Origin of the sequence: Amycolatopsis sp. NPDC001319, assembly GCF_042896185.1 — a bacterium.
In the GTDB taxonomy this organism is placed as follows: domain Bacteria; phylum Actinomycetota; class Actinomycetes; order Mycobacteriales; family Pseudonocardiaceae; genus Amycolatopsis.
Window position 1 is genome coordinate 24,218 of record NZ_JBIAWY010000025.1, and the last position, 22,588, is coordinate 46,805.

Sequence of the window (22,588 nt, forward strand, 5' to 3'; positions counted from 1 at the left end):
GTGGCTAGTTGAGGTTCGCCGGCTTGGAGAAGTCGGCGAACTCGGTCGGCGGCAGCGGCACGGCGCTGAGCGTGTCCAGGAACCACGCTTCGCGCGTGAGCAGCCGGCAGACGATGCGCAGGCGCCGCAACGGGTGCGTCTCCTCCAGCAGCAGCTGGCGGTCTTCCAGCGGCAGCAGGCAGTCGGCGGCGAGCTGGTAGGCGAGCTCGTTGACGTCGGCGTCGTCGTCCGGTGTGGTCCAGTCGTCGTCGTGCCAGGCGGCCTCGCAGTACCGGCGGTGGGCCGCGCGCGCGACCTCGCCGAGGCGCTGCGCGGGTTCGGCCGCGCTGGCGGGCACGGCGTCGTCGGGCAGCCAGTCGACCACGCCCATCAGGTAGGGCGCCGACGTGCAGTCGAGCTCGCGCAGGCGGAAGCGGCGGGCGGCCTTGGTGACCACGTCGTAGCGCCCGTCCGGCAGCCGCTTCGCTTCGCGCAGCACGGTGCTGCAGCCCACGTCGTACACATGGTCCAGACCACGTACCTCACGCACGAGCGGGGCGCGCAGCGCGATCACACCGAACTCGCGCCCCGGCACGGTGCCGCCCACGAGGTCCGCGGTCAGCTGCCGGTAGCGCGGTTCGAAGATGTGCAACGGCAGGTGCGTACCGGGCAGCAGTACGGTCTGCAGCGGGAACAACGGCAGTGTCGCCGTCCCGCTGGGGTTCTGCTCCTGCTCCGGCTCGGTCACGCGTCCACCGTACGGGTACCGGGGCACGCTCGCAGTCCGTCACCTTTTCGGCGGCGGCTTGAGGACTGCGAACGGGTCCGTGATCTGCATCCCTTTGCCCGCGAAGGAGAACAGCGCCGCCGGGCGCCCGCCGGCCCGGCCGGGTGACGCGGTGTCCCCGGTGGGCACGAGGAGTCCCCGGCGCGACAGCACGCGCTGCAGGTTGGTCGCCGACACCCGGTAGCCCAGCGCGGCGGAGTAGAGCCCGCGCAGCGCGGAGATCGTGAACTGCTCGGGCGCCAGGGCGAAGCCGAGGTTGGTGTAGCTGAGCTTCGAGCGCAGCCGGTCGCGGGCGCGCAGCACGATCGCCTCGTGGTCGAACGCGGTGCGCGGCAGCGCGGTGACGTCGTGCCACTGCGTGTCCTCGGGGACCTCCGGGTCGACGTCCGACGGCACGAGGCCCAGGAACGCCGTGGCGACCACGCGCGGTCCGGGCACGCGTTCGGGTGCGCTGAAGACCGAAAGCTGCTCCACGTGCTTGAGCTGGCGCACGTCGACCTTCTCCGCGAGCTGGCGGCGGATGGACGTTTCGACGTCCTCGTCGGGGCGCAGCCGCCCGCCGGGCAGCGACCAGCGGCCCAGGTGCGGGTCGAGCGCGCGCTGCCACAGGAGCACGCGCAGTGTGTCCGAGCGCACTTGCAGGACGGCGCACAGAACCTCGTGGGCCAGGGGGGTCTGGGTGTTAAGATGACTCCGCACGGTTTTCGATTATAAGGCGAAAACCCGTCGACGGTCCAGGAGGGCCAGACATGACCACCACGGTTGATGAGCAGGACCTGACCCCGTACGGCGGGGTGGAGGCGAACGCGGACTGGGCGGAGGAGGTGCGCGAGCTCGCCCGCAAGCGCGACGCCGTCCTGCTGGCGCACAACTACCAGGTCCCCGAGATCCAGGACATCGCCGACTTCACCGGTGACTCGCTGGCGCTGAGCCGCATCGCGGCGAGCAGCGACGCGTCCACGATCGTCTTCTGCGGCGTGCACTTCATGGCCGAGACCGCGAAGATCCTGGCGCCGCAGAAGACGGTGCTCATCCCCGACGCGCGGGCCGGCTGCTCGCTCGCCGACTCCATCTCCGGCGCCGAACTGCGGGCCTGGAAGGCCGAGCACCCGGGCGCGGTGGTGGTGTCGTACGTGAACACCACGGCCGAGGTGAAGGCCGAGACGGACATCTGCTGCACGTCGTCGAACGCGGTCGACGTGGTGGCTTCGATCCCCGCTGACCAGGAAGTTCTCTTCCTGCCGGACCAGTTCCTCGGCGCGCACGTGAAGCGCGTGACGGGCCGGCAGAACATGCACATCTGGGCCGGCGAGTGCCACGTCCACGCCGGGATCAACGGGGCCGAACTGGCCGCGCGGGCCGAGGAGAACCCCGACGCCGACCTGTTCATCCACCCCGAGTGCGGCTGCGCGACGTCGGCGCTCTACCTCGCGGGCGAGGGCGTGGTGGCGCCGGAGCGGGTGAAGATCCTGTCCACCGGCGACATGGTGCACGCGGCTCGGGACACCAAGGCGCGCTCGGTGCTGGTGGCGACCGAGATCGGCATGATCCACCAGCTGCGCAAGGCCGCGCCGGAGATCGACTTCCGTGCGGTGAACGACCGCGCGTCCTGCCGGTACATGAAGATGATCACGCCCGCCGCGCTGCTGCGGAGCCTGCGTGAAGGCGCGGACGAGGTCCACGTGGACCTCGAGACCGCCGCCCGGGCGCGGGCCTCGGTGCAGCGGATGATCGAAATCGGCCAACCCGGCGGCGGCGAATGACCACCTCGGTTAACGCTTCGCAGGCGAAAACCCCGCTGTGGGAGGCCCGCGCGGACCTCGTCGTCGTGGGCAGCGGGGTGGCCGGGCTGACGGCCGCGCTGCGGGCGCAGGAGCTCGGGCTCCACGTGCTCGTGGTGACCAAGGCCGCGGTGTCCGACGGCAACACGCGCTGGGCCCAGGGCGGCGTCGCGGTGGTGCTGGAAGGCGAGCACGACCGCGGCGACTCGGTCGCGAAGCACGCCGAAGACACCTTCACCGCGGGCGCCGGCCTGTGCGACGAAGATGCGGCGCGCTCGATCCTCGACGGCGGCCCGGCGGCGGTGGCGTGGCTGCGGGCCAGTGGCGCGGAGTTCGACGCCGGAACCGAGGGTCTGGCGCGCACCCGGGAGGGTGGGCACAGCGCGTTCCGCGTGATCCACGCGGGCGGCGACGCCACGGGCGCCGAGGTGGAGCGCACTCTGGTGGCGCAGGCGGGCGACCGGCGCGTGCCGGTGCTGCAGCACCACATCGCGGTCGACGCGTTGCTCACCCCGCTCGGCGAGGTGGCGGGCGTGACCGTGCTGGACCGCGACGGCGTGCCCGGCGTGGTGCGGGCTTCGGCCGTGCTGCTGGCCAGTGGCGGGTTCGGCCAGCTCTACCAGGCGACGTCCAACCCGGAGATCGCGACCGGCGACGGTCTGGCACTCGCCCTGCGGGCGGGGGCGACCGTGGCCGACGTCGAGTTCGTGCAGTTCCACCCGACGGTGCTCTACACGCCCGGGGCGCGTGGCCGGTGCCCGCTCGTCACGGAAGCCGTGCGCGGTGAAGGCGCCACACTTGTCGACGGCGCCGGCCAGCCGGTGATGGCCGGCGTGCACCCGCTGGGCGACCTGGCCCCGCGTGACGTCGTGGCGGCCGCGATCACCCGGCGGATGGGGCTGGCGCCGGGTGGCGTCGACGACCACGTTTTCCTCGACGCCACCGGCATTTCCGGCTTCGCGAAGCGGTTCCCGACCGTGCACGCGGCGTGCGCGGTGCTGGGTCTCGACCCGGCCGTGGACGCGATCCCGGTGACGCCCGCGGCGCACTTCGCGTGCGGCGGCGTGGTGACCACTGTGGACGGACGTTCCGGTGTCGCCGGCCTGTACGCCGCGGGTGAGGTGGCCCGGACCGGGCTGCACGGGGCCAATCGGCTGGCGTCCAACAGCCTGCTCGAAGGCCTCGTGGTGGGGCACCGCGTGGCGCAGGCCGTGGCCGCCGACCTCGCGGCCGGGCGGCTGCCGGACCCGTCGCGGGGGCGCCTGCCCTCGCGGACGTCGGCGCCGGCGGCCGAGCGTGACGCGCTGCAGCGCGTGATGAGCCGTTACGCCGCGATCGGCCGCGATGCCGACGGCCTGGCGGCGGCGGGTTCCGTGGTGGACCTGTCCACGCAGGACAGTCCGTTGTGGACGCACGCGGCCGTGGAGGACGCGGCGCTCACCGTGGTGGCGCAGGCGTTGCTCGCGGCGGCGGCGCGACGCACAGAATCGCGTGGCTGTCACGTGCGGTCCGATTTTCCTGAGCGCTCCGACGTCTGGCAGCGCAGCCAGCTCATCCGGCTCAGCCCCTCCGGCCAGCCCGTGCTGGCCGACCCGATCGCCCTGGAAGGTGTGGCATGACCGAGTTGTTCCCGTTTTCCGACGCCGTCTCGCGCGCCCTCGTGGACGCGGGGCTCGAGGTGGCCGACGTCCGCCGCGTCGTGACCACGGCGCTCGAAGAGGACCTGCGTTACGGGCCGGACGCCACCACGGCGTCGACCGTCCCGGCCGACGCGCGCGCGGTGGCCGAGCTGACGCCGCGTTCGCCCGGTGTCGTGGCCGGGCTGCCCGTGGTGCTGGCGGTGTTCGACACGGTGCTGGGTCCGGACTACGAGGTGGTGTCCAGCCGGCCCGACGGGTCGCGGGTGGCGGCGGGCGAGCCCGCGCTCGCGGTGCGGGGCACCGTGCGCGGCCTGCTGACGGCCGAGCGGACGGCGCTGAACCTCGTCTGCCGCCTCTCGGGCATCGCGACGGCGACCGCCCGCTGGGTGTCCGAAGTGGAGGGTTCGGGCACCGCGATCCGCGACACCCGCAAGACGACGCCGGGCCTGCGGCTGCTGGAGAAGTACGCGGTGCGCTGCGGTGGCGGCGTGAACCACCGCATGGGCCTCGGCGACGCCGTGCTGATCAAGGACAACCACGTCGTCGCCGCGGGTTCGGTCACGGCCGCGCTGGCGGCGGCGCGCGAGCACGCCCCGGAGCTGGCGTGCGAGGTGGAGGTCGACAACCTGGCGCAGCTGGAGGAGGCGCTCGCCGCGGGTGCCGACGAGGTGCTGCTGGACAACTTCACGCCGCAGGACTGCGCGAAGGCCGTGGAGCGGCGCAACGCCGTTTCGCCGAAAACGCGGCTGGAATCCTCTGGTGGCCTCACCCTCGACCGTGCTAAGGCCTACGCCGAGTCCGGTGTGGACTACTTCGCGGTGGGGGCGCTCACGCACTCCTCGCCCGCGCTGGACCTCGGGATGGACCTGCGCTGAACCTGTCGCCGCGGCGCCCGCTCGACTAGAATCCCGTTGTCGGACAGCGAGATTCTCCGGGAGGGTGCCGCGGTGAGGTGGCCAGCCGTCTTCGCCGTGGCCGGTCTGGTGGCCGCCTCTTCCCTGTCGTCCGTCGGTGTCGCCGGGTCCGCGAACGCGGTGGGGGCGTGCGCGAACCCGTCCGGCACCTACACCGGCGCCGTGTCGTGGGGCCAGCGGCTCGTCGACCCGCAGCGCCTGTGGCCGCTCACCCGCGGCGACGGCCAGGTCGTGGCCGTGATCGGCACGGGGATCGACGCCCAGAACGGCCAGTTCGCGCCCGGCCAGGTCCTCACCGGCCCCGGCACGGCCCCGTCCGACTGCGACGGCCGCGGCACCATCGCCGCGGGCATCGTCGCCGCGCAGCCTTCGGGGGAGACGACGTTCGTCGGCGTCGCACCGGGCGCGAAGCTCCTGCCGCTGCAGTACGTCGACGCTTCTTCCCACGACGGCGGCGACCCCGGCGCCTTGGCGGGCGCCATGGACACGGCCCTCGACCGGGGCGCGGGGGTCCTGCTCATCGCCGTGCCGGCGGCGTTCGACAGCCCGGCTCTGGACGCGGCGGTCGCGCGCGCCCATGCCCGCGGCGCCGTCGTGGTCTCCGCCGCGGCCGCCACCCAGCAGGGCGCGCACACCTATCCCACTGCGTCGACGGGCGTGCTGGCCGTCGGCTCCACGAACCAGGCGGGCGCCCCGGTCCAGACCGAAGCCGGCGACTACCTCGGCGTCGCCGCCCCGGGCGCCGACCTGGTCAGCACCTCGGCCGGCGCGGGCGGCGCCGTCGCGCACCGCTGGCCGGTGACGGACCCGGGCCTGGCCGCCGCCTACGTCGCCGGCGTCGCCGCCCTGGCGCGCGCCGCCCACCCGGACTTCACGGGCGATCAGGTCGTGACCCGCCTGACCCTCACTGCTTCGCGCCCCCCGTCGGGCGGTCACGACCCCCGCCGCGGCTGGGGCGTGGTGGACGCTTATGCCGCCGTTTCGTCGACGCTGCCCGCTTCCGTCGCCGGCCCGGGCACGTCGGTCGCTCCGGTTGCCCTGCCTGCCGTCGCCCCTGCTCCGGCCCCGCACACCTCGGCCGTGGACGTCCCCGCCGCCGCCATCGCCCTCGGCGGCGTCGCGCTGGCCGCCGCCGCGGGCATCGCCGTCGCCACCGTCCGCCGCGGCCGCCGTCGCTCGTGGCGCGCCTCCCGGTTCGGGGCGTGATCCCCGTGCGCCGCGTCCTGGTGATCGGCCTCGACCCCACCCGCCTCGACGGCTGGGACCCCGCCCCGGTCCAGGCCGCCATCGCGCGCGGCCAAGCCACCTTCGCCACCCACGGCCTGGCGTCCGACCTCTGCTTGATCGCTCCGGACGACAACCCGCTGGCCACCATCGAATCCGCCCTGACCCAAACCGACTACGGCTGCATCGTCATCGGCGGCGGCATCCGCGGCCACGAGCCGTTGCTGGAACTCTTCGAGCAGGTCGTGAACCTCGTCCACCGCCTCGCGCCCACCGCGGCCATCGCCTTCAACCGCACTCCGGAGGACACGGCCGAAGCCGCCCTGCGCTGGCTTCGCTGACACCTCACCCCGGCACCGCGACCGCCGGCCGGGTCGCCGCGAAGACGGCGCGGAACGGGCGGGCAGTCGGCGGTCGTGGCGCGGATTCGCCGTCGCACCAACGGGTTCGACACGTGCTGAACCGCGGTGGCTGCGGCGGCGAGTCAGGCGTGCTACCGAGCGTTCCGCGCCCGTTTCGCTGCCTCGCAGGTCGACGCGGTGGGCGGGTCGCGGCGTGTATTTGCTGTTGCACCAATGGGTTCGTCCGGGCACAGTACGTTCTGAACCGCGCCGCGGGTGGTTGCGGCGGGCCAGGCGCGCTACCCCGTGTCCCGCGCCGGTGTCGCTGCCTCGCAGGTCGTTGCGGTCGGCGGTCGTGGTGCGGATTTGCCGTTGCACCAATGGGTTCGGCCGCTTGCCTGCCCTCGACGCCGAGGGCGACGGCAGCTCATGACCTCAGGCCGGCACCACGCACCGCGTCGAGCCGATGATCGCGACGCCGCCGCCGGCGCGGGCGACGTGGACGGTGAAGTCGGCGCCGTCGCGGTGGAAGCGGGCGATGAGTTCGCGCGGAGTGCTGCGGTCGTGCGCGGACCAGCCCGCGGCTTCCAGCGAGGGCAGCACTGATTCCGCCAGCTGGTGTTCCGCGTCGCCGCGGTGGTCGAGGCGGACGCCGTACTGCCAGCACACCAGGGTGCCCGGGTGGGCGGGGTCGCAGTCGAGCTCGCCGTCGACCGTGGGGACGGCGCCGGGGCCGAAGGTGGCGGCGACGCCGTCGATGACGGCCGTGAGCTCGTCGGCCAGCAACGGGAGGGTCATCGCTGCACCCCCGGCACGGTCGTGAGCGCGCCGCCGGTGAGGACGCCGTAGATGTTGGTCCACGAGTCGGAGCCGGGCTTGAGCACGTCGCTGTGGGAAGACAGGCCCCAGAGCTCGTTGCCGGCCGCGTCGTGACCCGTCGCGAGGTCCGTGACGCCCGGGAACGTGTCGGGGTCGGCGCCGTGGCCGATGCCGGTCCACTCGGCGCCCCAGGCGTTGCCCTGGGCGACGACGATGGGGTCGAGCGGCGCCGTCATCGAGAAGCGCTGCACGCCCGCCTGGCTCGCGGGCAGGTCGGCCGGGCTCCAGACGCCGTGGCCCATGCCGGCCGACTCCACGTGCAGCACACGGTCGACGGCCAGCCCCTGCGAGTCGGCCAGTCCGACGGTCGCGCCGCCGTAGCTGTGGCCGATGGCGGTGATGGTCGCGGCGCCGCCGGTCTGGGTGTCGACCTGGCCGCGCAGCTCGTCGCCGAACGTCTTGAGGTCCGGAGCCATCGTCTGCGCGTAGCTCGCGTCCGGGCCTTCGACCAGGGGGTTCTGCGGGAAATCGCCGTCGGCCCACACGACCATCGCCGTACGGCCCGTCGGGTCGGCGGCTACCAGGCTGCGGCCGAGGTCGGCGTAACCCTGGAAGTTGTCCAGCCGCGTGTTCACACCCGGCACGAACAGCCCGACGTTGCGCGTCCCCGGCTGGATCGAGCCCACGAGCTCGGCGATCCGCCCGTCGGCCGCGGGGTCGAACCGCAGGATCTGCCGGTTGTTCGCCAGAATGTCCTGGTACAGCGCGATCCTGCGCTGCGAACGCGCGATGTCGTCGGCGCTGCCACCGGCAGACTGAAGCTGCGCAAGATGCGTCTGCTCCGAAGTCAGCGCGGCCGAAACCTTGGTGCGGTTCGCCGCGATGTCCTGAGCCCACGCCCCGCTCGCCGCCGCCCCGACGGGACCGCTCACCGCCGGCAGCGGGCCCTCGGGCAGCAACGACCGGTAGGAAGCCGCCACCTGCTCGTCGGCCCGCCGGTACCCCGCGGCCGACGCGGTGAGCCCGTTCTGCAGCACCTTCGCGCGCTGCACCTGTCCGTCGATCTTCTCGCCGAGCTCGGACAACGTCTTCTTCAACGTCGCGGCGCAGTCCGCCGAAGCGGAAACCTGGCCGAACGCCGTGGCGGGCACGGAAATCCCCGCCACGGCCTTCTGCGCCGTCTCGAGCGCGCCCGCGCGCCCGCCCAGGTCCGCCGCGGCCGCGTCGAGCTTGGCGGGAGCGACCCGGTAACCCCCGGAGTCCACTGCAGCAGTCACCGAGCCGTCCTCCCGATCAGTAGGTTTCCGGCTCTTCGCCGATCACCGACGGAGCCACGGGCGCCTGCTGGCCCCACACGTTCTCCGTCTCCACGAGCCACGCCGGGATCCGCCGTCCCGAACCGAGGTCGCTGCCGGCGCCCATGCCCATCGGCATCATGGGCATCATCGGCATCGCGCTCTTCGCCGCCGCGCCCGCGGCACCGGCCGCACCGCCCGCGAGTCCACTGAGGACGTTCGACGCGCCGCCGTCGCCCGCGAGGCCGGAGTGGGCCGCCGGGGCGTCGCTGCCGCCGGAAAGCCCTCCGCCGCCGGGGATTCCGCCGCCGTCGAGCGACGGCGCGCCACCGCCGCCGATCGGGATGCCACCGCCGGCGCCGCCTTCGGTGCCCGCGCCGCCGCCGAGCTTCGTGCCCGCCGGCTCGTCCTTCTTGTCGTCGGAGTCCTTTCCGGACGCCCACGCCGGCACCTTCGGCATGATCGAACCGAACCGTCCGAACGCCGCCGCCGACGCCGCCGCGAGACCCGCCGTGAACATGTCGCCGAACAGCGGACTGCCCGCGGTGGCCGGGTCGGAGCCCGGAACCCCCGGCGTTCCCGCCACGGAGCCGTCGGCCGGCAGCGGGTGCGAGTCGGCCGGGGTGCCGACGACGACCCCCGGGTCGGCCAGGCTGTTGCCGGTCGCGCCGCCACCGGACGCACCGCCACCGGCCGGGGGAGTGGCAGGCGCGTCGACCGCGTTGGGCGAGACGGGGATCGAGTCCTCGGCGGTGGTGTAGTTCGTGGCCAGGTTGGTCATGACCACGATCGCCTTGGCGTGGGCGGAACCCGCGGCGTTCGCGGCCTGCTGCTGCGCCTCGACGTTCGCGATCGCCTGCTGCCGCTGCTGAGCCGCGGCGGCGAGGGTCGCCGGCGACGAGTCGGGCGGCAGCAACGGCGGGTTCACGGCCAGCGCGACCTCACCGGGCGAGACGTCCGGCACCGAAACCGGCGGCGGCATCTCGGCCTTGGCCTTCACGAGCGCGTCGGCCGCGTCCTCCAGCATGTGCTGCATGCCCTGCGCGGTCTGCGCGACCTTGCGGATGCCGCCGACGAGGTCGGTGATCATGTGCGAGTACTGGTCCGCCGCGCCACCGGTCCACTCGCCCGAGAAGTCCGAGAGCTCCTTCGACAGGTTCTCGGCCTGCTCGTGGAGCCCGATCGCGGTGGAATTCCACTGGTCGGCCGCGGCCTGGGCGCTGCTGGGGTCGCCGGCCTGCAGCATCGCGTACAGCTGCTGGTGCGTGTACGCGGCGAAGTTGGTGCGCGCGCCGCTCATACGTCCGTCCCCCCGGAGTGGTTCGAGCCGCCGGACCCGAGGCCCAGCAGCGAAAGCAGCGGATCGAGCAGCCCGGTCTCGCTGCCCGACTGGTGGAGATCGCCGGCCACCGACTGGTCGGCCTGCTCGTAGCCGTCGGCGACGGTGGTGGTCACGTCCTGCGCGAACGTGATCGCGCCGCGGACCTGTTCGAGCAGTCCCCGCATCTCCGCGACGGCCGCGCGGTGGGCGTCGACGAGCGAGCCGGCTTCCCCGAACTCCCCGAACAGCAGCGGGTGGTCGCCGAGCGTGCTGAGGAAGTCGTCGGGCTTGGACATCGCGTGGATCTGGGTTTCCAGCTCCCGCACGAAGTCCTTCAGCGATTGGAGGTGAACGTAGTACGACTGGTCGTGCATCGGTCCCGACCCTCTCGTGCAGAACGGACGCTGGAAAGCCGGTCGGCCGGTGCGAGCGGGGGGTTTCTCGCACCGGCCGACCGACGTCGGGAGCGGATCAGGCGAACAGACCCTGGTTGCGGTTCTCCAGCTGCGACTGCAGGTCGTGGGCGTCGCCCACCTTGCCGCCGAACTGCGCGATGATCGCGACGATGTCGGCGGTGGCCTGCCGCAGCCGCGTCTCGGCCTGGCGGGCGGCCTCACCGGCGGAGCTGCCGGAGGCGTACCACGTCGCCGTGATCGGCTGGAGGTTCTGGTGCAGCTGCTCCAGCTGCGAGGTCAGTGCCTTGGCCTTGGCGGCCAGCGACGCCGAGCTGTACTGCAGCGCGGCGAAGTTGATTTCGACGACGTCAGCCATCTTGCCGGTCCTCTCCGTGACTCAAAGGTTGAGGCGAGGGATCACCGAAGCGCCCTCGAGGTTGTGGCCGACGCTCTGGAAGCTCTGGTGCACGTCCGAGTCGCCGGTGTTGTAGTTCGTGTGGCTCGTGTGCACGAGCTGCGACATGGTGTCGAGCTCCTTCACCGCGGCCTGCATCTTCTCCTGGAGCCGGCGCTGCAGGTCCCAGAACGCCACGGCCTGGTCGCCCTTGTAGTTGCGCAGAGTCTCGGTGAGCTCCGACTCCAAGCTGGCCATGGTCGTCTTCGCGTTCGACGCGGTTTCCTCGAAGCCCTGGACGGCGCGCGTCATCGCAGCGGAATCTGCCTGGAATCCCGGACTGGACATGACGGGCCACCTCCTTCCCTCTCGCGGAAGATCCCGGTGCGCGAGAGGCTTGCCCCTGCCCGCGCGTTGTGAATGTCACGCTAGAAAACCCGGAGGTGTGGTCAAACGGCACAACTGCCGGTCGCTTTGACGGCACTATTACCTACACGGGGTGGGGCGCGCCCCACCGCGGGGACGGGGGCGCTCTCCAGTGCCCTTTCCCGCCGGTCTCGCGACCCTGAAGGCATGACGACTGGGGGAATTTCACTCGCTCGGCTGCACCGGCCGCTCGTGGTGCTCGCGGGGGCGATGGCGCTGCTGCTCGTGGTGTCGGCGCTGGGGCTGGTGTTCGATGATCGCACGCTCGTCAACGCGCCGCTGTGGGCCAAACCGTTCAAGTTCTCGGTGTCGGTGGGCATGTACGTGCTGACGCTGGCGTGGCTGCTCACGCTGCTGCGGCGCGGCCGGCGGGCCGGGTGGTGGATCGGCACGGTGTTCGCCGTCGGCATCGGGATGGACATGACGCTGCTGGTGTGGCAGGTCGTGGTCCGCGACCGGACGCTGCACTTCAACCGCGCGACCCCGGCCGACGTGACGATCAACAACATCGTCGCCACCGGCGCGTTCACGGCGTGGGGCGCGACGGCCGCCGTGGTCGTGCTGCTGCTGTTCCAGAAGCTGCCGGACCGGGCGCTCGCGTCGGCGCTGCGGTGGGGGACGGCGCTGGCGGCCGTGGGGATGGGCTTGGCGTTGCTGATGTTCTCGGCGACGCCGGAGCAGAAGGCGATGTACGCGGCCGGGGAGCGGCCGTCGACGTTCGGCGGGCACACGGTCGGTCTCGCGGACGGCGGGCCGGGGCTGCCGCTGCTCGGCTGGAGCACGGTGGGTGGCGATCTGTGGATCCCGCACTTCGTGGGCATCCACGCGATTCAGGCGTTGCCGCTCGTCGCGCTGGCCCTCGTGGCGCTCGCGCGGCGGTATCCCGTGCTGTCGTCGGACCTCGTGCGCCGGCGGCTGGTGCGGACCGCGGTCGTCGGCTACGCGGGGGTGCTGGCTCTGGTGACGTGGCAGGCGTTGCGCGGCCAGTCGATCGTCCGGCCGGACTTCTGGACGCTGTCCGCGGCGGCGGGGCTGATCGTGGTGGTGGCGGCGGGAGTGGCGCTGTCGCTGCGTTCACCGAGAGTGCATGCTCTGACGGAATTCTGAGATCTTCCGGGTAGGGATGGTCCTGCGTTTCCGGCTCGGACGAGGGATGGTGCGATGGTCTACCCGCAGGCGGTGCTCGACGCGCTCAGCTCCGAGCCGGACGCGGTGGCGTTCGAGCACGGCCCGCGGAAGGTCACGCGGGGTGAGGCGCGCGACGTGATCGGCCGCTTCGTCGCCGCCCTGCGGGGCGCGGGCGTCTCGCGCGGTGACGGCGTCGGGGTCGCCACCGCCGTGACGCCGGAGGGGTGGGCCGCGCAGATCGCCGCGCAGACGCTGGGGTGCCGCACCGTCGGCATCCGCGCGGGCCTGCCGGTCGCGCACCTGCGGACGGTGGTGGGCGACCTGGCGGCGGTCGTCGTCGACGAGGCGTCGGAGACACCGGAACTGCGCGCGACGGCCGCGGGGGCGAAGATCCTGCGGGTCGGGCCGGAACTGCTGTCGGTCTTCGAGGAACCCGTGCCCGCCGGGCGGCCTTCGGACATCGGCTGGGTCGTGTTCACCAGCGGCAGCACGGGCTTGCCGAAGGGCGTGACGTACAGCTTCGCGGCGTTGACGGCGCAGGGCATCGAGCAGCGCCCGGAGGAGAGCCCCGCGGACCTGGCGGCGCGCTACCGGCGGTTCCTGCTGTTCGGCACCTTGACGAGCGCGGTGATGATCACGCACCTGCGGTCCTGCCTGCTGGCGGGCGGAACGGTGGTGATTCCCGCGCAGCTCCCGGATTTCCCGTGGATCCTGCCGCGGCTGGACATCACGGCGGCCCTGACGACGGTGCCGCGGCTGTACAAGATCCTCGACGTACTGCGGACCACTCCGGTGGATCTCAGCTCCGTGCGGATGCTGGTCGTGGCCGGCTCGCCCGTCGCGCCGGGCTTGATGGCGGAGGCGTTTTCCCGCGTGGGGCCGGGAATGCAGCAGGCGTACGGCCAGACCGAGGTGGGCAAGCTGACCGTGCTGACCCCCGCGGACGTCGCCGCGTTCCCGGACGCGCTGGCCTCGGCCGGCCGCCCCTGCGCCGGCGTGGAGCTCTCCGTCCGCGACTCCTCGGGGGCCACCGTCGCGCCCGGCGCTTCGGGCGAGATCTACGTCCGCTCGGCCGGCCAGTTCTCCGGGTATTGGGGCAATCCATCGCAGACGGCCTCGGTGTTGCAGGACGGCTGGGTCCGCACCCAGGACATCGGCCACGTCGACGCTTCAGGCTTCCTCCACCTTACCGGCCGCACCCGGGACGTCGTGATCGTCAACGCGGTCATCCATTACACCGGTCCGATCGAACGCGCTCTGGCCTCGCACGCCGACGTGGACCAGGCCTACGTCGTCGCGGCCCCCAACCCTGCCACCGGCGAAGCGGCGCACGCTTTCGTGGTGCCGGCTCCGGGTCGAGTTCCGGACGTGGCTGCTTTGCGCGCCGTGATCGCCGGTTTCGTCGGCGAGGAGGCGGCGCTGGTGAAGGTGATCGACGAGGTACCGGTGGCCGCTTCGGGGAAGCCGGACAAGGCGGCGTTGCTGGGGCTGCTCGGTTGACGGCTACCATCGTGTGCTTGAGCGACGAACCGAAGACGTTGTGGTCCAGTGACCGAGGTCTTCAGCTGTGGCGCTACGGGGTCGGCCACTTGCAGCTGTCCTTGCGGACTCCGTGGTCGGACGACTACCCGGACGTCGTTCGACTGGCGTTCTCCAGTGTTCTGAGAGTCGAGTTGTCGACGCACTACCGCGGTCCGGTCCGGCTCCTGTTGGTTGATCGGCACGGGCGTTACCCGGAAGCATTGAGCAGGCCCGCGAAGCTCGTGGAGATCCACGGCGCCGACGCCGAGGGCTTTCTGGCGGCGGGCACGATGCGGATCACGCGCGAGACGCGCGAGGGCACAGTGCTCGAGGTCCTCGTGTCGGAGAACATGTCGTCGGAGTGGTAGCGACCGTTCAGGGCCGACCGAAGACTGTTCGGAGGGCCGCGACGTCGGCGAGATCGTGGGGGCGGGGTTCGTAGCCCTCGTGGAAGACGAGTTGCTGCTCCACCGACAGACACGGCACGGTGACGCCGCCGATTGCCCCGGTGACGAAGCAGTCCGCCGGGTAGCGGAAAAGGCCGCCGGAGGAGTCGCCGGCCTGGGTGGCGGAGCCGTCGGCCTCGAAGTGCAGGGGGTGCAGGTCGAGGGATGCGCCGTCGGGGCGGGTGAGGACGAAGCGGACCGGGCGGAAGTCGTCGGATTCGGTGAAGTCGTGCAGTGCCGCGAGAACCGTGGGCTCTTCGTCGGCCCGGTGCAGCAGATCCAGGTCCGAATGCGCGCGGGTTTCGCGGCCCAGCAAGGCATCGACGCCCCAGCCGCCGGCGATCCAGGCGTGGCAGCCGGCGGCGCGCAGACGGGACAACACGTCCAAGGCGATCTCGGCGGTGAGCACGGAACCGAGTGTGCCGAACCGGCCCGGCGGGCGCATCGCAATAACGAGCCGCCCGCCACAGGATGCGGCGGGCGGCTCGGCACGGGAATCAGACGCCCGCGGTCTGCTTGATCCAGTCGCGGCTCGCGGCGACGCTCGCGTAGTTCTGCGTGCCGTTCTTGTCGCTGCCCGAGTTCTCACCGGTGGAGCACACGCCGACCTGGACGCCGTCGGCGAGCTGCGGGCCGCCGGAGTCGCCGTGCCACGAGGCGCCCGTGACGCCCTCGCTGGTGATGGCCGTGCCGTTGAACGCGTCGGTGCCCTGGCCCGTGACCTTGACGTCCGCGGTCTTCAGCGTGTCCGACGGCGGGTTGTTGCCCTCGGTGCGGCCCCAGCCGTAGATCTGGTTGGTGGCACCGGTTTCCGGGTCGGCGTCGCCGAGCTTCATGAACGTCGCGTCCACCGCGGACGACAGGTGCAGCAGCGCGATGTCCCCGTTGGGCGAGGCCTTCTGCTGGTCCACGGCCGCCTCGGTGCCCTGGCCCAGCGCGACGTTGCCGACCTTCACGTGCATGCCCGGCGCGTTCAGGCAGTGCTGCGCGGTGAGCACCCATTGCGAGGCGATGATCGTGCCGGAGCACTCGAACCCACCGAAGTCCGTTGCGTCGTCCCAGAAAACCTGCGCACCCCACGGCGCCGAGTCCACGGTCTCGCCGCCGATGATCCGCGGTCCGGCGCTCGCCGCCCCCGCCGACACCACGCCGAACACCGCGGCCGCCCCCGCCACCACGGCCACTGCCTTCGCGAAACGCATGTGTGAGCCCCTCCGGTTGTTGAAATGTTTTCACCAACGTAGGTGGCATGTGGAAACTTGATAACCTACTTCCGTCGGGTCTCGATGCGACGGAAGTAGGGTGCCGGGCCGCGTCGGGAACGTGGGGAATCGCGGTTGTGCCGGGCCGTATCGTTGATCTGGTCGAGGGTGTGTTGCTCGGGGGGTCATGGTGAGCGGGTTTCGTTGGCCGGACTGGCTGCCTTGGCCACGGCGGCCGAATATGGACGCGGTCGTCGAACCGGTGCTCTGGCGGTCGATCAAGGTCTCCGCCGAAGCGCGGGCTTGGCCTTCCTCTCGGACGAGGCCGAACGCCACTTCTCCGCACGAGGCTGGGACCTGGCCCGCCGACTGCGGCTCGAACTCGACGAAAACTGGGACGTGACCTACTCCAGCGGCTCACCCCATGGCGAAGTCGCAATCCGGCACCCGCCGGCGCCCTCCTGACGCCGCGCTGATGCGCCTCCTGTACTCGAATTCCTGAAGCAGAAGCCGTCGGCGGACTGACGTAATGGCCGCGGCCCTGGAGGCCACCATCCACTTGGAGTTCCCGCAAATGAGCTACATCTTTTTCGTCGGTGACGAGGAGGTCTGGAGCCCCGCGCTGCAGATCGGCAAGTTTTTCATGAATATGGCCGAGACGCTCGCGGCGAACGAGAACCTCGACCTCGAGGCGGCCGGCTTCGGGATGTGTGCGAACGACTTCTGGAGTATCGACCCGCCGGCGTTGGCGTTGTTCGTCCAGCGGCTGTTGGCGAGTTCGGTGGTCGCGAATCGCATGTACCGTGAGCTCACTCGGGGGTTTCTCGGGGTCTGCCTCGTGATGCTCGACCGAGCGGGAGTGCCGTTCGAGCCCGCCGACGAGGTCCAGCGCGAGTTGCTCGATCTCCGCGACGCGCTGGCCGGTCCGGTGATGTGACGGAAGTCTGCCTCGGGCTCGGGCAGGGCCGGCTCCAACCCTAGGACTCCACTGGTTTCGTCCACGCCACCTGCACCAACCCGGTCCCATGCCGACGCGACACCAGCGTCCCCCGGCCCGGGGGCTGGGGTGAAGGCTTCACGTCACCCAGCAACGGGCCCTCCTCCTTCGTGCCCGACATGATCAGGCCCGGCGACCCCAGCTCCCGCACCCGCTGCAACACCGGCTCGTAAAGACCCCGCCCAGCCCCACCCGAAGCGCGGGCGATGATCAGGTGCAGCCCGATATCCCGAGCCTGCGGCAAAAACTCCAGCAGCGGCAACAGCGGATTCTTCCCAGCCGTGGCCACGAGTTCGTAGTCGTCGATCAACACATACAGATCCGGCCCCCGCCACCAAGACCGCGAGCGCAGCTGCTCTGGCGTCACGTCCGGGCCCGGCAGCCGGTTCCGCATCGCCGTGGCGCATTGGCCCACCAGGTCCGTCAAGGTGTTCTCCGCACCGGCGTAGCCGAGCAGGTGCGGCTGATCAACGGCGCCCAGCAGGCCACGCCGGTAGTCGCCCACCAGGATCAGGGCCTGGTCGGGGGAGAAGGCGGTGGAGATGCCCGAAGCCAGAGCCCGCAAGAGAGAACTCTTGCCCGACTCCACGTCGCCGAAGGCCAGGAAGTGGGGGTCCGCGGCGAAGTCCAGCTCGACCGGGCGCAGGGTCGACTCCGCGATGCCCAGGACGACTCGCCCGGAAGCCGCCGAGGGCAGCGACTCCAGCGGCACCTCCGAAGGCAGCAAACGCACCTGAGGAGCCCGAGAACCAGGCCACGCCGCAGTCACCCGCCGAACCAGATCCAGGCCGCCGGCACCGATCGTCTCCGGGCGTTGGTCGCCGTCGACGCGCGGCAGGGCGGCCAGGAAGTGCAGCTTGTCGGCAGTCAGGCCACGGCCGGGGCGGTCGGCCGGCACATTCAACGCCACCTTCCGGTCGATCGAAGAATCAGCCGGATCACCCAGGCGCAGCTCGAAACGGGTACCGATGGCGTCACGAAGCTGGGCGCGGACGCCGATCCACTGGTTCACCGTCACGATCACGTGGATGCCGAAACCGAGACCGCGCGCGGCGAGCCCGGTGATCTGTTCCTCCAGCTGCTCGTACTCCTGGCGGATGGTCGTCCAGTTGTCCACGAACAGGAACACGTCGCCGAATTCGCGGCCGTCGGTGCTCTCGACCAACTCCGAGCGCCGCGCGCGGAACGCGGCCATCGACTCCAGACCCTGAGCCGCGAAGAACTCCTCGCGCTGCTCCAGCAACGTCGTCAGCTCGGCCACCACCCGGCGGCACCGCTGGGCATCACGACGGGTGGCGTAGCCCGAGACGTGCGGCAGACCGGCGATCGGGGCCAGTGCGCCGCCGCCCATGTCCAGGATGAAGAGCTGCACCTCGGCAGGGGTGTGGGTCAACGCGAGCATCGCCGCGATGTCCTTCAGCAAAGTCGACTTGCCGCTTTGCGGTGCGCCCACCACCAACGCATTGCCGGCCGCGCCGGAGAAGTCGGCCCAGAGCATGTCGCGGCGTTGTTCGAAGGGTTTGTCGACCAGGGCGACGGGGATGGTGAGCTTGCCGTTGCCGCCCCAACCGAGGGGGCACAGGCCGCGAGACGGGTCGTCGCCCAGCGGTGGCAGGAGCTGGTCCAGCGTGGGTGGTTCGGACAACGGCGGCAGCCAGATCTGGTGGGCCTCCGGGCCACGGCCTTCCAGCCGGGAAAGCATCGCGCCGATGATGGTTTCCCCGGTGCCCGTCTCGGCCGTCTCGGCCACGGGAACCGGCGCCGCCAAGGGCACCTCCACCGCGTCCAAGGTGAACGGCAGCACCCCCACCTGCCGGCCGTCCTCACGCACGATCGTGCTCCGCGGCGGCAGCTCACCCGACACATAAGCGGCCTTGAACCGCGTCAACGTGTCGTTGTCCGACTTCAGATACGCCGAACCCGGCACCGGCGGCAAGTGGTACGCGTCCGCCACCCCGAGCACCGCGCGGCTCTCCGAAGCGGAAAACGTCCGCAGCCCGATCCGGTACGACAGGTGGGAGTCGAGCCCGCGCAGCCGGCCTTCCTCCAGCCGCTGCGAAGCCAGCAGCAGGTGGATCCCCAGCGAACGCCCCAGCCGCCCGATCGCCACGAACAGGTCGATGAACTCGGGCCGCGACGAAAGCAGCTCGGAGAACTCGTCGATGATCACCAGCAGTGACGGCAACGGCTGCAGCGGCACCCCGTCGGCGCGCGCCTTCTCGTAGTCGCGCACCGAGGCGTAGTTGCCGGCCGAGTGCAGGAGTTCCTGACGGCGCAGGAGCTCTCCGTTCAACGCGTCGGCCATGCGGTCGACGAGGGCGAGGTCGTCGGACAGGTTGGTGATCACCGCGCACACGTGCGGCAGCCCGGTCATGCCCGCGAACGTCGCGCCGCCCTTGAAGTCGATCAGCGCCAGGTTCAGCTTCTCCGACGAGTGCGTCACGGCCAGCGCGGTCACGAGCGTGCGCAGCAGCTCGCTCTTGCCCGAACCCGTCGCGCCGATCACGAGCCCGTGCGGGCCCATGCCGCCCTCGGCCGACTCCTTGAAGTCCAGTTCCACCGACCGGCCCTCGGGGTTCACGCCGAGCGGGATGCGCAGCCGGTCGCGGGCCGCGCGCGGTGCCCACGTCACGGTCGTGTCGGTGTCGCGCGGGTCGCCGATGCCGAGGAGCCCCGCCAGCCCGAACGTCGCCGACATCGGCTTCTCGCTCACCACGGCCGTGCCCTGGTACAGCGGCGTCAGCGTGCGCGCGAGCGCCTCCGCCGCGCCGCGGTCGAGCTGGTCGGGCGTGCCGAGGAAGCCCAGCCGCGCCTCGGTGCCGCCGTCGAGCACGACCATGCCGAGCTGGTCCGGCGCGACGTGCAGGCTCAGCAGCTGCTCGTTCGACGCCGCACGCGGCTGTTCGCCGCCGACCTCCAGCACGGTGATCCCGAGCCGGCCCTCCTCGGCGAGCAGCCGCGGCTCGCCCTGCGTGCCGCCGCCGTCGACCACGACCACCACGTGCGGCAGGTCCTGCGGCGTGCCCGGCCGGCGCGTGAACGCCGGACGGTCGCCCAGGTCCGGGCCCAGCAGCTCCGCCAGCTCGACCGGGCCCGAGGCCACGAGCCGGCGCCGGCCCGTCGCGTCGGTCAGGGCGGGCGCGGTGGCGTGCGGCAGCCATTTCGCCCACTCCCAGTCGTGCCGTCGGTCCGGGGCCACGCAGAACGCGACGCGCAGGTCGGTGGGGGAGTGGAACGTCACCAGCTGCGCCAGCAGCGAACGCGTCATCCCGAGCACGTCCGGGCGCCGGCCCGAAAGCGTCGCCGCCGCGTACGAGCGCAGCGAAAGCGAAACGGGCAAACCCTCCACAGTGGAATACGTGCGGATGAAGTACTTGAGGTTCGTCGACGAGACGGGGTCGAGGTCCTCCAGCGGCACGGTCTGCGGCGCGCGCAGCGGCGTCGCCAGCGGTTGCGGGCCGGTGGCCGCCCGGACCAGCGCGAAGTGCCGGTCGCCGCGGCGACGGTCCCAGTACTGGCCGGTCTCCACGTACGCCCACAGGTCGGCCGGGTCGGGCTGCTGCGCGATGAGCGCCGCGCGCTGCTCGTCGGCGACCGCGCGCACCTTCGTGCGCAGGCCGGCCAGGTATCGCTGGTAGTCGCGGCGCTCCTCGTTGATCTGCGCCTTCTTGGCCATCCCGCCGCGCCCGAGCGACATCACGACCATGCCGCCCATCGCGGTCACGAACAGGGCGCCGAAGATCCAGGTCATCACGCCGCCGTCGCGTCCGATGTAGACGAACGACATCGCGCCCATGCCGAGCATCATCGGCAGGAACATCATGAGCTGGACCAGCCCGCCCGAGCCGCTCTTGGGCAGCATCGGCGGGGACTGCAGCATGATCTCCCCGGGCTGCTCGCCGAGCAGGTCCAGGCGGTCGACCGACGGGCTCATACCCCGTATTTTCGCCACCACCGCGGCCGTCCTGGTGGGTACTTTTGCCGTCCGCTCGCAGCCGGGCACGCTTTTACGCTCTGCCGAGGCCACCCTCGCGGGGGAGGCGGCACGACGCACCCAGGAAGGAGAGCCATGGTCACCGCGGGCGAGTACCGGGCGGAACCCGAGGCCATGCGCTCGATCGTGGGCAACGTCGGCGGCATCGTCGCCCACGGCATCAACGCGGTCGCCGACCTCGAGAAACTCGTGGTCCAGCCGACGTCGTTCGCGGCCTTCGGCAGCGCCGTCGCGGCGGCCAACTCGGCGCTGCAGTCGACCCAGGTCACCGCTGTGCGCACGTTGCTGCAGCTGCTGCAGCAGATCAACGGCCTGGTCAAGACCAGCGCCGACGCCTACCAGGCGGCCGACCAGGCCGCGGCGAGCGGCTACGGCGGCGGCACTTCCACCGCGGCCGCGCCCTCGTCGTCGATCTGGGGCACCCCGCACGCCGGCGAGCTGGCCACCATCGCGATCAACGACAGCGCCGGCGCCCACGGCGAGCCGAGCTCCGTCGGCAACGTGCTGCGCTACCTGGGCGACGCGGACCTCGGCAAGCTGGGCGAGCACCCGATCACCGACGCTCGCTTTCACGGCGTCGCCGACTTCAACGACTGGCTCGCCGGAGACGCCGACAACCAGGCCCGGGTCGGCCTGATCGAGGTCTACTCCGGCACCGCCCGCACCTTCGGCGATGTGCCGGGTGGCGTGCACGCGGGCGACGTCGTGGTGGTCGAACCCCTGCTGTTCGCCGACTCCGGCCCGGTGATCGGCGTGGCCGGCGACGGCGGCGCCCTCTACAACCACGGACTCGTCGACCCCGGCCTCGGCGGCCTGGCCAAGCTCAGCGTCTACCGGCCCGCATCCGTCTGACTCCCGACTCCCGAGCAAGTGAGGTCCGATGCTGACATTCCCGAACTCCAGCGCGATGGACGCCACGGCGTCCTCGGGTGGCCCCATCACCACGCTGCCGCAGATCGTCACCGGGCAGCCGGAGCAGATCGCGAAGCACGTGCTCGACCTGCTGCACAAGGCGAGCGAGTTCGCGTCGCTCTACACCGAGCTGAGCAAGGCGGCCGACCAGCTGGGCAAGGTCTGGTCCGGTGCCGCGTCGGAGACGGCGCTGAAGAAGATCACCGACTCGCTCGACCAGCTCACGAAGATCATCGGGGTGATCGAGAAGGGCGCGCAGCTGCTCGGCGTGTCCGGCACGCTCGTGAAGACGGCGCAGGAGGCCTACCGCTCGGTGGTCTCCGCGGTGAACCCCACCGTCGCGTCGCTCATGTCGAACTGGTGGACCTACGGCGCCGCCGTGGCCCTGTCCACGGCCACGAGCGCTTCGCTCAAGGCGTTCATCACGGCGATCGGCGCGCTGCTCAAGGCACTCGGCGCGGGAGACCTGGCCAACCAGATCACGCAGGTCGCGCAGATCATCGGCGAGATCGAGAAGCTGTTCCACGGCGGTGACGCGGGTTCGGCCGCCGCGGCCGGGGCGACGGGCAACACGGCGGTGTCGAGCACGCCGGTCACGGCTCCGCAGGCGCCGCCGTCGGTGGCGAGCGCGGCCGGGCAGCAGGCGATCGCCGGGGGCACCGGCGGCGGTGCCGGCGGCGGGGCGACCGCGCCGGCCGGGCAGCCGCCGTTCACGAACTACACGCCGCCCGCGCTGGCCGGGACCACAGGAAACACGCCGACCACGCCGGTGACGGCCAACGGCACCCCACTCGACCCGTCGAACAGCTGGATCGCCGTCGACCCGAGCACCTCGGCTCCGGGCACGGCCCCGAGCACCACGCCGATCACGCCCCCGGCGGGCGGAACCGGCGGCACCGTCAGCCCGATCGCCCCCGCCGGCGCCAACGAGGTCGTGATCCACACCGACCTGTCCACCGGCCAGTCGACGGTCGAGGCGCCCGCGGGCCAAGACCTCGACATCGACCTCGACCTCACCTACAACGGCCAGCACTTCCAGCAGCACGTCGGCATCGACGCGAAGGGCGCCTAG

The 22,588-nt window shown here is 71.8% G+C and carries 22 protein-coding genes; 11 read left to right on the forward strand and 11 right to left on the reverse strand.

Annotated features, from left to right (window positions below):
* Nucleotides 1-4: 4 nt before the first annotated feature.
* Entirely contained in the window at nt 5-727 is a 723-nt protein-coding gene (locus ACFY1H_RS48055; RefSeq protein WP_366585830.1) for an LON peptidase substrate-binding domain-containing protein, read from the reverse strand.
* Between the two features lie 39 nt (nt 728-766).
* The gene (locus ACFY1H_RS48060) at nt 767-1,402 is read right to left on the reverse strand and encodes an NUDIX domain-containing protein (RefSeq protein WP_366585923.1); all 636 of its coding nucleotides are present in this window, start codon (nt 1,400-1,402) and stop codon (nt 767-769) included.
* A 113-nt stretch (nt 1,403-1,515) separates the two neighbouring features.
* Here ACFY1H_RS48060 and nadA point away from each other — a divergent pair, with 113 nt between their 5' ends.
* The 5 genes from nadA to ACFY1H_RS48085 all read left to right on the forward strand — a co-directional run bounded on the left by nadA (nt 1,516) and on the right by ACFY1H_RS48085 (nt 6,666).
* Nucleotides 1,516-2,529, forward strand: a complete 1,014-nt coding sequence (gene nadA, locus ACFY1H_RS48065; protein WP_386956592.1) for a quinolinate synthase NadA — start codon at nt 1,516-1,518, stop codon at nt 2,527-2,529.
* Nucleotides 2,526-4,166 (forward strand): L-aspartate oxidase, encoded by a 1,641-nt coding sequence (locus ACFY1H_RS48070; protein ID WP_386956593.1) that lies wholly within the window; start codon nt 2,526-2,528, stop codon nt 4,164-4,166. Before nadA ends, ACFY1H_RS48070 begins: the two co-directional genes overlap by 4 nt.
* Nucleotides 4,163-5,062 (forward strand): carboxylating nicotinate-nucleotide diphosphorylase, encoded by a 900-nt coding sequence (nadC, locus tag ACFY1H_RS48075; protein WP_366585836.1) that lies wholly within the window; start codon nt 4,163-4,165, stop codon nt 5,060-5,062. The genes ACFY1H_RS48070 and nadC overlap by 4 nt, the downstream gene beginning before the upstream one ends.
* A gap of 72 nt (nt 5,063-5,134) precedes the next feature.
* Nucleotides 5,135-6,307, forward strand: coding sequence for a S8 family serine peptidase (locus ACFY1H_RS48080; RefSeq protein WP_386956594.1), 1,173 nt, complete (start codon nt 5,135-5,137; stop codon nt 6,305-6,307).
* The gene (locus ACFY1H_RS48085; RefSeq protein WP_386956595.1) at nt 6,304-6,666 is read left to right on the forward strand and encodes a hypothetical protein; all 363 of its coding nucleotides are present in this window, start codon (nt 6,304-6,306) and stop codon (nt 6,664-6,666) included. The genes ACFY1H_RS48080 and ACFY1H_RS48085 overlap by 4 nt, the downstream gene beginning before the upstream one ends.
* 435 nt (nt 6,667-7,101) lie before the next feature.
* Here ACFY1H_RS48085 and ACFY1H_RS48090 read toward each other — a convergent pair whose 3' ends face one another.
* From ACFY1H_RS48090 to ACFY1H_RS48115, 6 genes are all read right to left on the reverse strand, one after another.
* The gene (locus ACFY1H_RS48090; protein ID WP_366585842.1) at nt 7,102-7,464 is read right to left on the reverse strand and encodes a hypothetical protein; all 363 of its coding nucleotides are present in this window, start codon (nt 7,462-7,464) and stop codon (nt 7,102-7,104) included.
* On the reverse strand, nt 7,461-8,762 hold the full coding sequence (locus ACFY1H_RS48095) for an alpha/beta hydrolase (RefSeq protein WP_386956596.1): 1,302 nt from the start codon (nt 8,760-8,762) through the stop codon (nt 7,461-7,463). Before ACFY1H_RS48095 ends, ACFY1H_RS48090 begins: the two co-directional genes overlap by 4 nt.
* 16 nt (nt 8,763-8,778) lie before the next feature.
* On the reverse strand, nt 8,779-10,080 hold the full coding sequence (locus ACFY1H_RS48100) for a WXG100 family type VII secretion target (RefSeq protein ID WP_366585846.1): 1,302 nt from the start codon (nt 10,078-10,080) through the stop codon (nt 8,779-8,781).
* Nucleotides 10,077-10,475: a hypothetical protein gene (locus tag ACFY1H_RS48105; RefSeq protein ID WP_366585848.1), complete on the reverse strand. Its 399-nt coding sequence runs from the start codon at nt 10,473-10,475 to the stop codon at nt 10,077-10,079. Before ACFY1H_RS48105 ends, ACFY1H_RS48100 begins: the two co-directional genes overlap by 4 nt.
* Nucleotides 10,476-10,572: 97 nt before the next feature.
* Nucleotides 10,573-10,872, reverse strand: a complete 300-nt coding sequence (locus tag ACFY1H_RS48110; protein ID WP_285969303.1) for a hypothetical protein — start codon at nt 10,870-10,872, stop codon at nt 10,573-10,575.
* Between the two features lie 21 nt (nt 10,873-10,893).
* The gene (locus ACFY1H_RS48115) at nt 10,894-11,238 is read right to left on the reverse strand and encodes a WXG100 family type VII secretion target (protein WP_326569543.1); all 345 of its coding nucleotides are present in this window, start codon (nt 11,236-11,238) and stop codon (nt 10,894-10,896) included.
* Nucleotides 11,239-11,463: 225 nt separating this feature from the next.
* Between ACFY1H_RS48115 and ACFY1H_RS48120 the strand changes: the two genes are divergently transcribed.
* The 3 genes from ACFY1H_RS48120 to ACFY1H_RS48130 are packed head-to-tail and all read left to right on the forward strand — an operon-like array spanning nt 11,464 to nt 14,333.
* Nucleotides 11,464-12,423, forward strand: coding sequence for a hypothetical protein (locus ACFY1H_RS48120; protein WP_386956598.1), 960 nt, complete (start codon nt 11,464-11,466; stop codon nt 12,421-12,423).
* Nucleotides 12,424-12,477: 54 nt separating this feature from the next.
* Nucleotides 12,478-13,944 (forward strand): class I adenylate-forming enzyme family protein, encoded by a 1,467-nt coding sequence (locus ACFY1H_RS48125; RefSeq protein ID WP_386956600.1) that lies wholly within the window; start codon nt 12,478-12,480, stop codon nt 13,942-13,944.
* 17 nt (nt 13,945-13,961) lie between these two features.
* Nucleotides 13,962-14,333, forward strand: coding sequence for a hypothetical protein (locus ACFY1H_RS48130; RefSeq protein ID WP_386956601.1), 372 nt, complete (start codon nt 13,962-13,964; stop codon nt 14,331-14,333).
* 7 nt (nt 14,334-14,340) lie between these two features.
* Here ACFY1H_RS48130 and ACFY1H_RS48135 read toward each other — a convergent pair whose 3' ends face one another.
* Both ACFY1H_RS48135 and ACFY1H_RS48140 read right to left on the reverse strand, forming a co-directional pair.
* Nucleotides 14,341-14,820 carry a nucleotidyltransferase domain-containing protein gene (locus tag ACFY1H_RS48135; protein WP_386956602.1) on the reverse strand — a complete coding sequence of 160 codons (480 nt, stop codon included), beginning with the start codon at nt 14,818-14,820 and terminating at the stop codon, nt 14,341-14,343.
* An 88-nt stretch (nt 14,821-14,908) separates the two neighbouring features.
* Nucleotides 14,909-15,613 carry a S1 family peptidase gene (locus tag ACFY1H_RS48140; RefSeq protein WP_386956603.1) on the reverse strand — a complete coding sequence of 235 codons (705 nt, stop codon included), beginning with the start codon at nt 15,611-15,613 and terminating at the stop codon, nt 14,909-14,911.
* A 529-nt stretch (nt 15,614-16,142) separates the two neighbouring features.
* Here ACFY1H_RS48140 and ACFY1H_RS48145 point away from each other — a divergent pair.
* Complete coding sequence (locus ACFY1H_RS48145; RefSeq protein WP_366585861.1) at nt 16,143-16,550, forward strand: DUF6086 family protein; 408 nt, start codon at nt 16,143-16,145, stop codon at nt 16,548-16,550.
* 40 nt (nt 16,551-16,590) lie between these two features.
* On the opposite strand, the gene eccCa is transcribed toward ACFY1H_RS48145, so the two are convergent.
* Complete coding sequence (gene eccCa, locus ACFY1H_RS48150; RefSeq protein WP_386956604.1) at nt 16,591-20,544, reverse strand: type VII secretion protein EccCa; 3,954 nt, start codon at nt 20,542-20,544, stop codon at nt 16,591-16,593.
* 135 nt (nt 20,545-20,679) lie between these two features.
* On the opposite strand from eccCa, the gene ACFY1H_RS48155 reads away from it, so the two are divergent.
* The gene (locus ACFY1H_RS48155; RefSeq protein WP_386956606.1) at nt 20,680-21,456 is read left to right on the forward strand and encodes a WXG100 family type VII secretion target; all 777 of its coding nucleotides are present in this window, start codon (nt 20,680-20,682) and stop codon (nt 21,454-21,456) included.
* 28 nt (nt 21,457-21,484) lie between these two features.
* Nucleotides 21,485-22,588 carry a WXG100 family type VII secretion target gene (locus tag ACFY1H_RS48160; protein WP_386956607.1) on the forward strand — a complete coding sequence of 368 codons (1,104 nt, stop codon included), beginning with the start codon at nt 21,485-21,487 and terminating at the stop codon, nt 22,586-22,588.

Bases quoted from the DNA above. Each gene is read 5' to 3' on its own strand.
- nadA (WP_386956592.1), top strand. From the start codon at position 1,516: ATGACCACCACGGTTGATGAGCAGGACCTGACCCCGTACGGCGGGGTG.
- ACFY1H_RS48070 (WP_386956593.1), top strand. From the start codon at position 2,526: ATGACCACCTCGGTTAACGCTTCGCAGGCGAAAACCCCGCTGTGGGAG.
- nadC (WP_366585836.1), top strand. From the start codon at position 4,163: ATGACCGAGTTGTTCCCGTTTTCCGACGCCGTCTCGCGCGCCCTCGTG.
- ACFY1H_RS48090 (WP_366585842.1), bottom strand. From the start codon at position 7,464: ATGACCCTCCCGTTGCTGGCCGACGAGCTCACGGCCGTCATCGACGGC.
- ACFY1H_RS48100 (WP_366585846.1), bottom strand. From the start codon at position 10,080: ATGAGCGGCGCGCGCACCAACTTCGCCGCGTACACGCACCAGCAGCTG.
- ACFY1H_RS48105 (WP_366585848.1), bottom strand. From the start codon at position 10,475: ATGCACGACCAGTCGTACTACGTTCACCTCCAATCGCTGAAGGACTTC.
- ACFY1H_RS48110 (WP_285969303.1), bottom strand. From the start codon at position 10,872: ATGGCTGACGTCGTCGAAATCAACTTCGCCGCGCTGCAGTACAGCTCG.
- ACFY1H_RS48115 (WP_326569543.1), bottom strand. From the start codon at position 11,238: ATGTCCAGTCCGGGATTCCAGGCAGATTCCGCTGCGATGACGCGCGCC.
- ACFY1H_RS48120 (WP_386956598.1), top strand. From the start codon at position 11,464: ATGACGACTGGGGGAATTTCACTCGCTCGGCTGCACCGGCCGCTCGTG.
- ACFY1H_RS48125 (WP_386956600.1), top strand. From the start codon at position 12,478: ATGGTCTACCCGCAGGCGGTGCTCGACGCGCTCAGCTCCGAGCCGGAC.
- ACFY1H_RS48140 (WP_386956603.1), bottom strand. From the start codon at position 15,613: ATGCGTTTCGCGAAGGCAGTGGCCGTGGTGGCGGGGGCGGCCGCGGTG.
- ACFY1H_RS48145 (WP_366585861.1), top strand. From the start codon at position 16,143: ATGGCCGCGGCCCTGGAGGCCACCATCCACTTGGAGTTCCCGCAAATG.
- eccCa (WP_386956604.1), bottom strand. From the start codon at position 20,544: ATGAGCCCGTCGGTCGACCGCCTGGACCTGCTCGGCGAGCAGCCCGGG.
- ACFY1H_RS48155 (WP_386956606.1), top strand. From the start codon at position 20,680: ATGGTCACCGCGGGCGAGTACCGGGCGGAACCCGAGGCCATGCGCTCG.
- ACFY1H_RS48160 (WP_386956607.1), top strand. From the start codon at position 21,485: ATGCTGACATTCCCGAACTCCAGCGCGATGGACGCCACGGCGTCCTCG.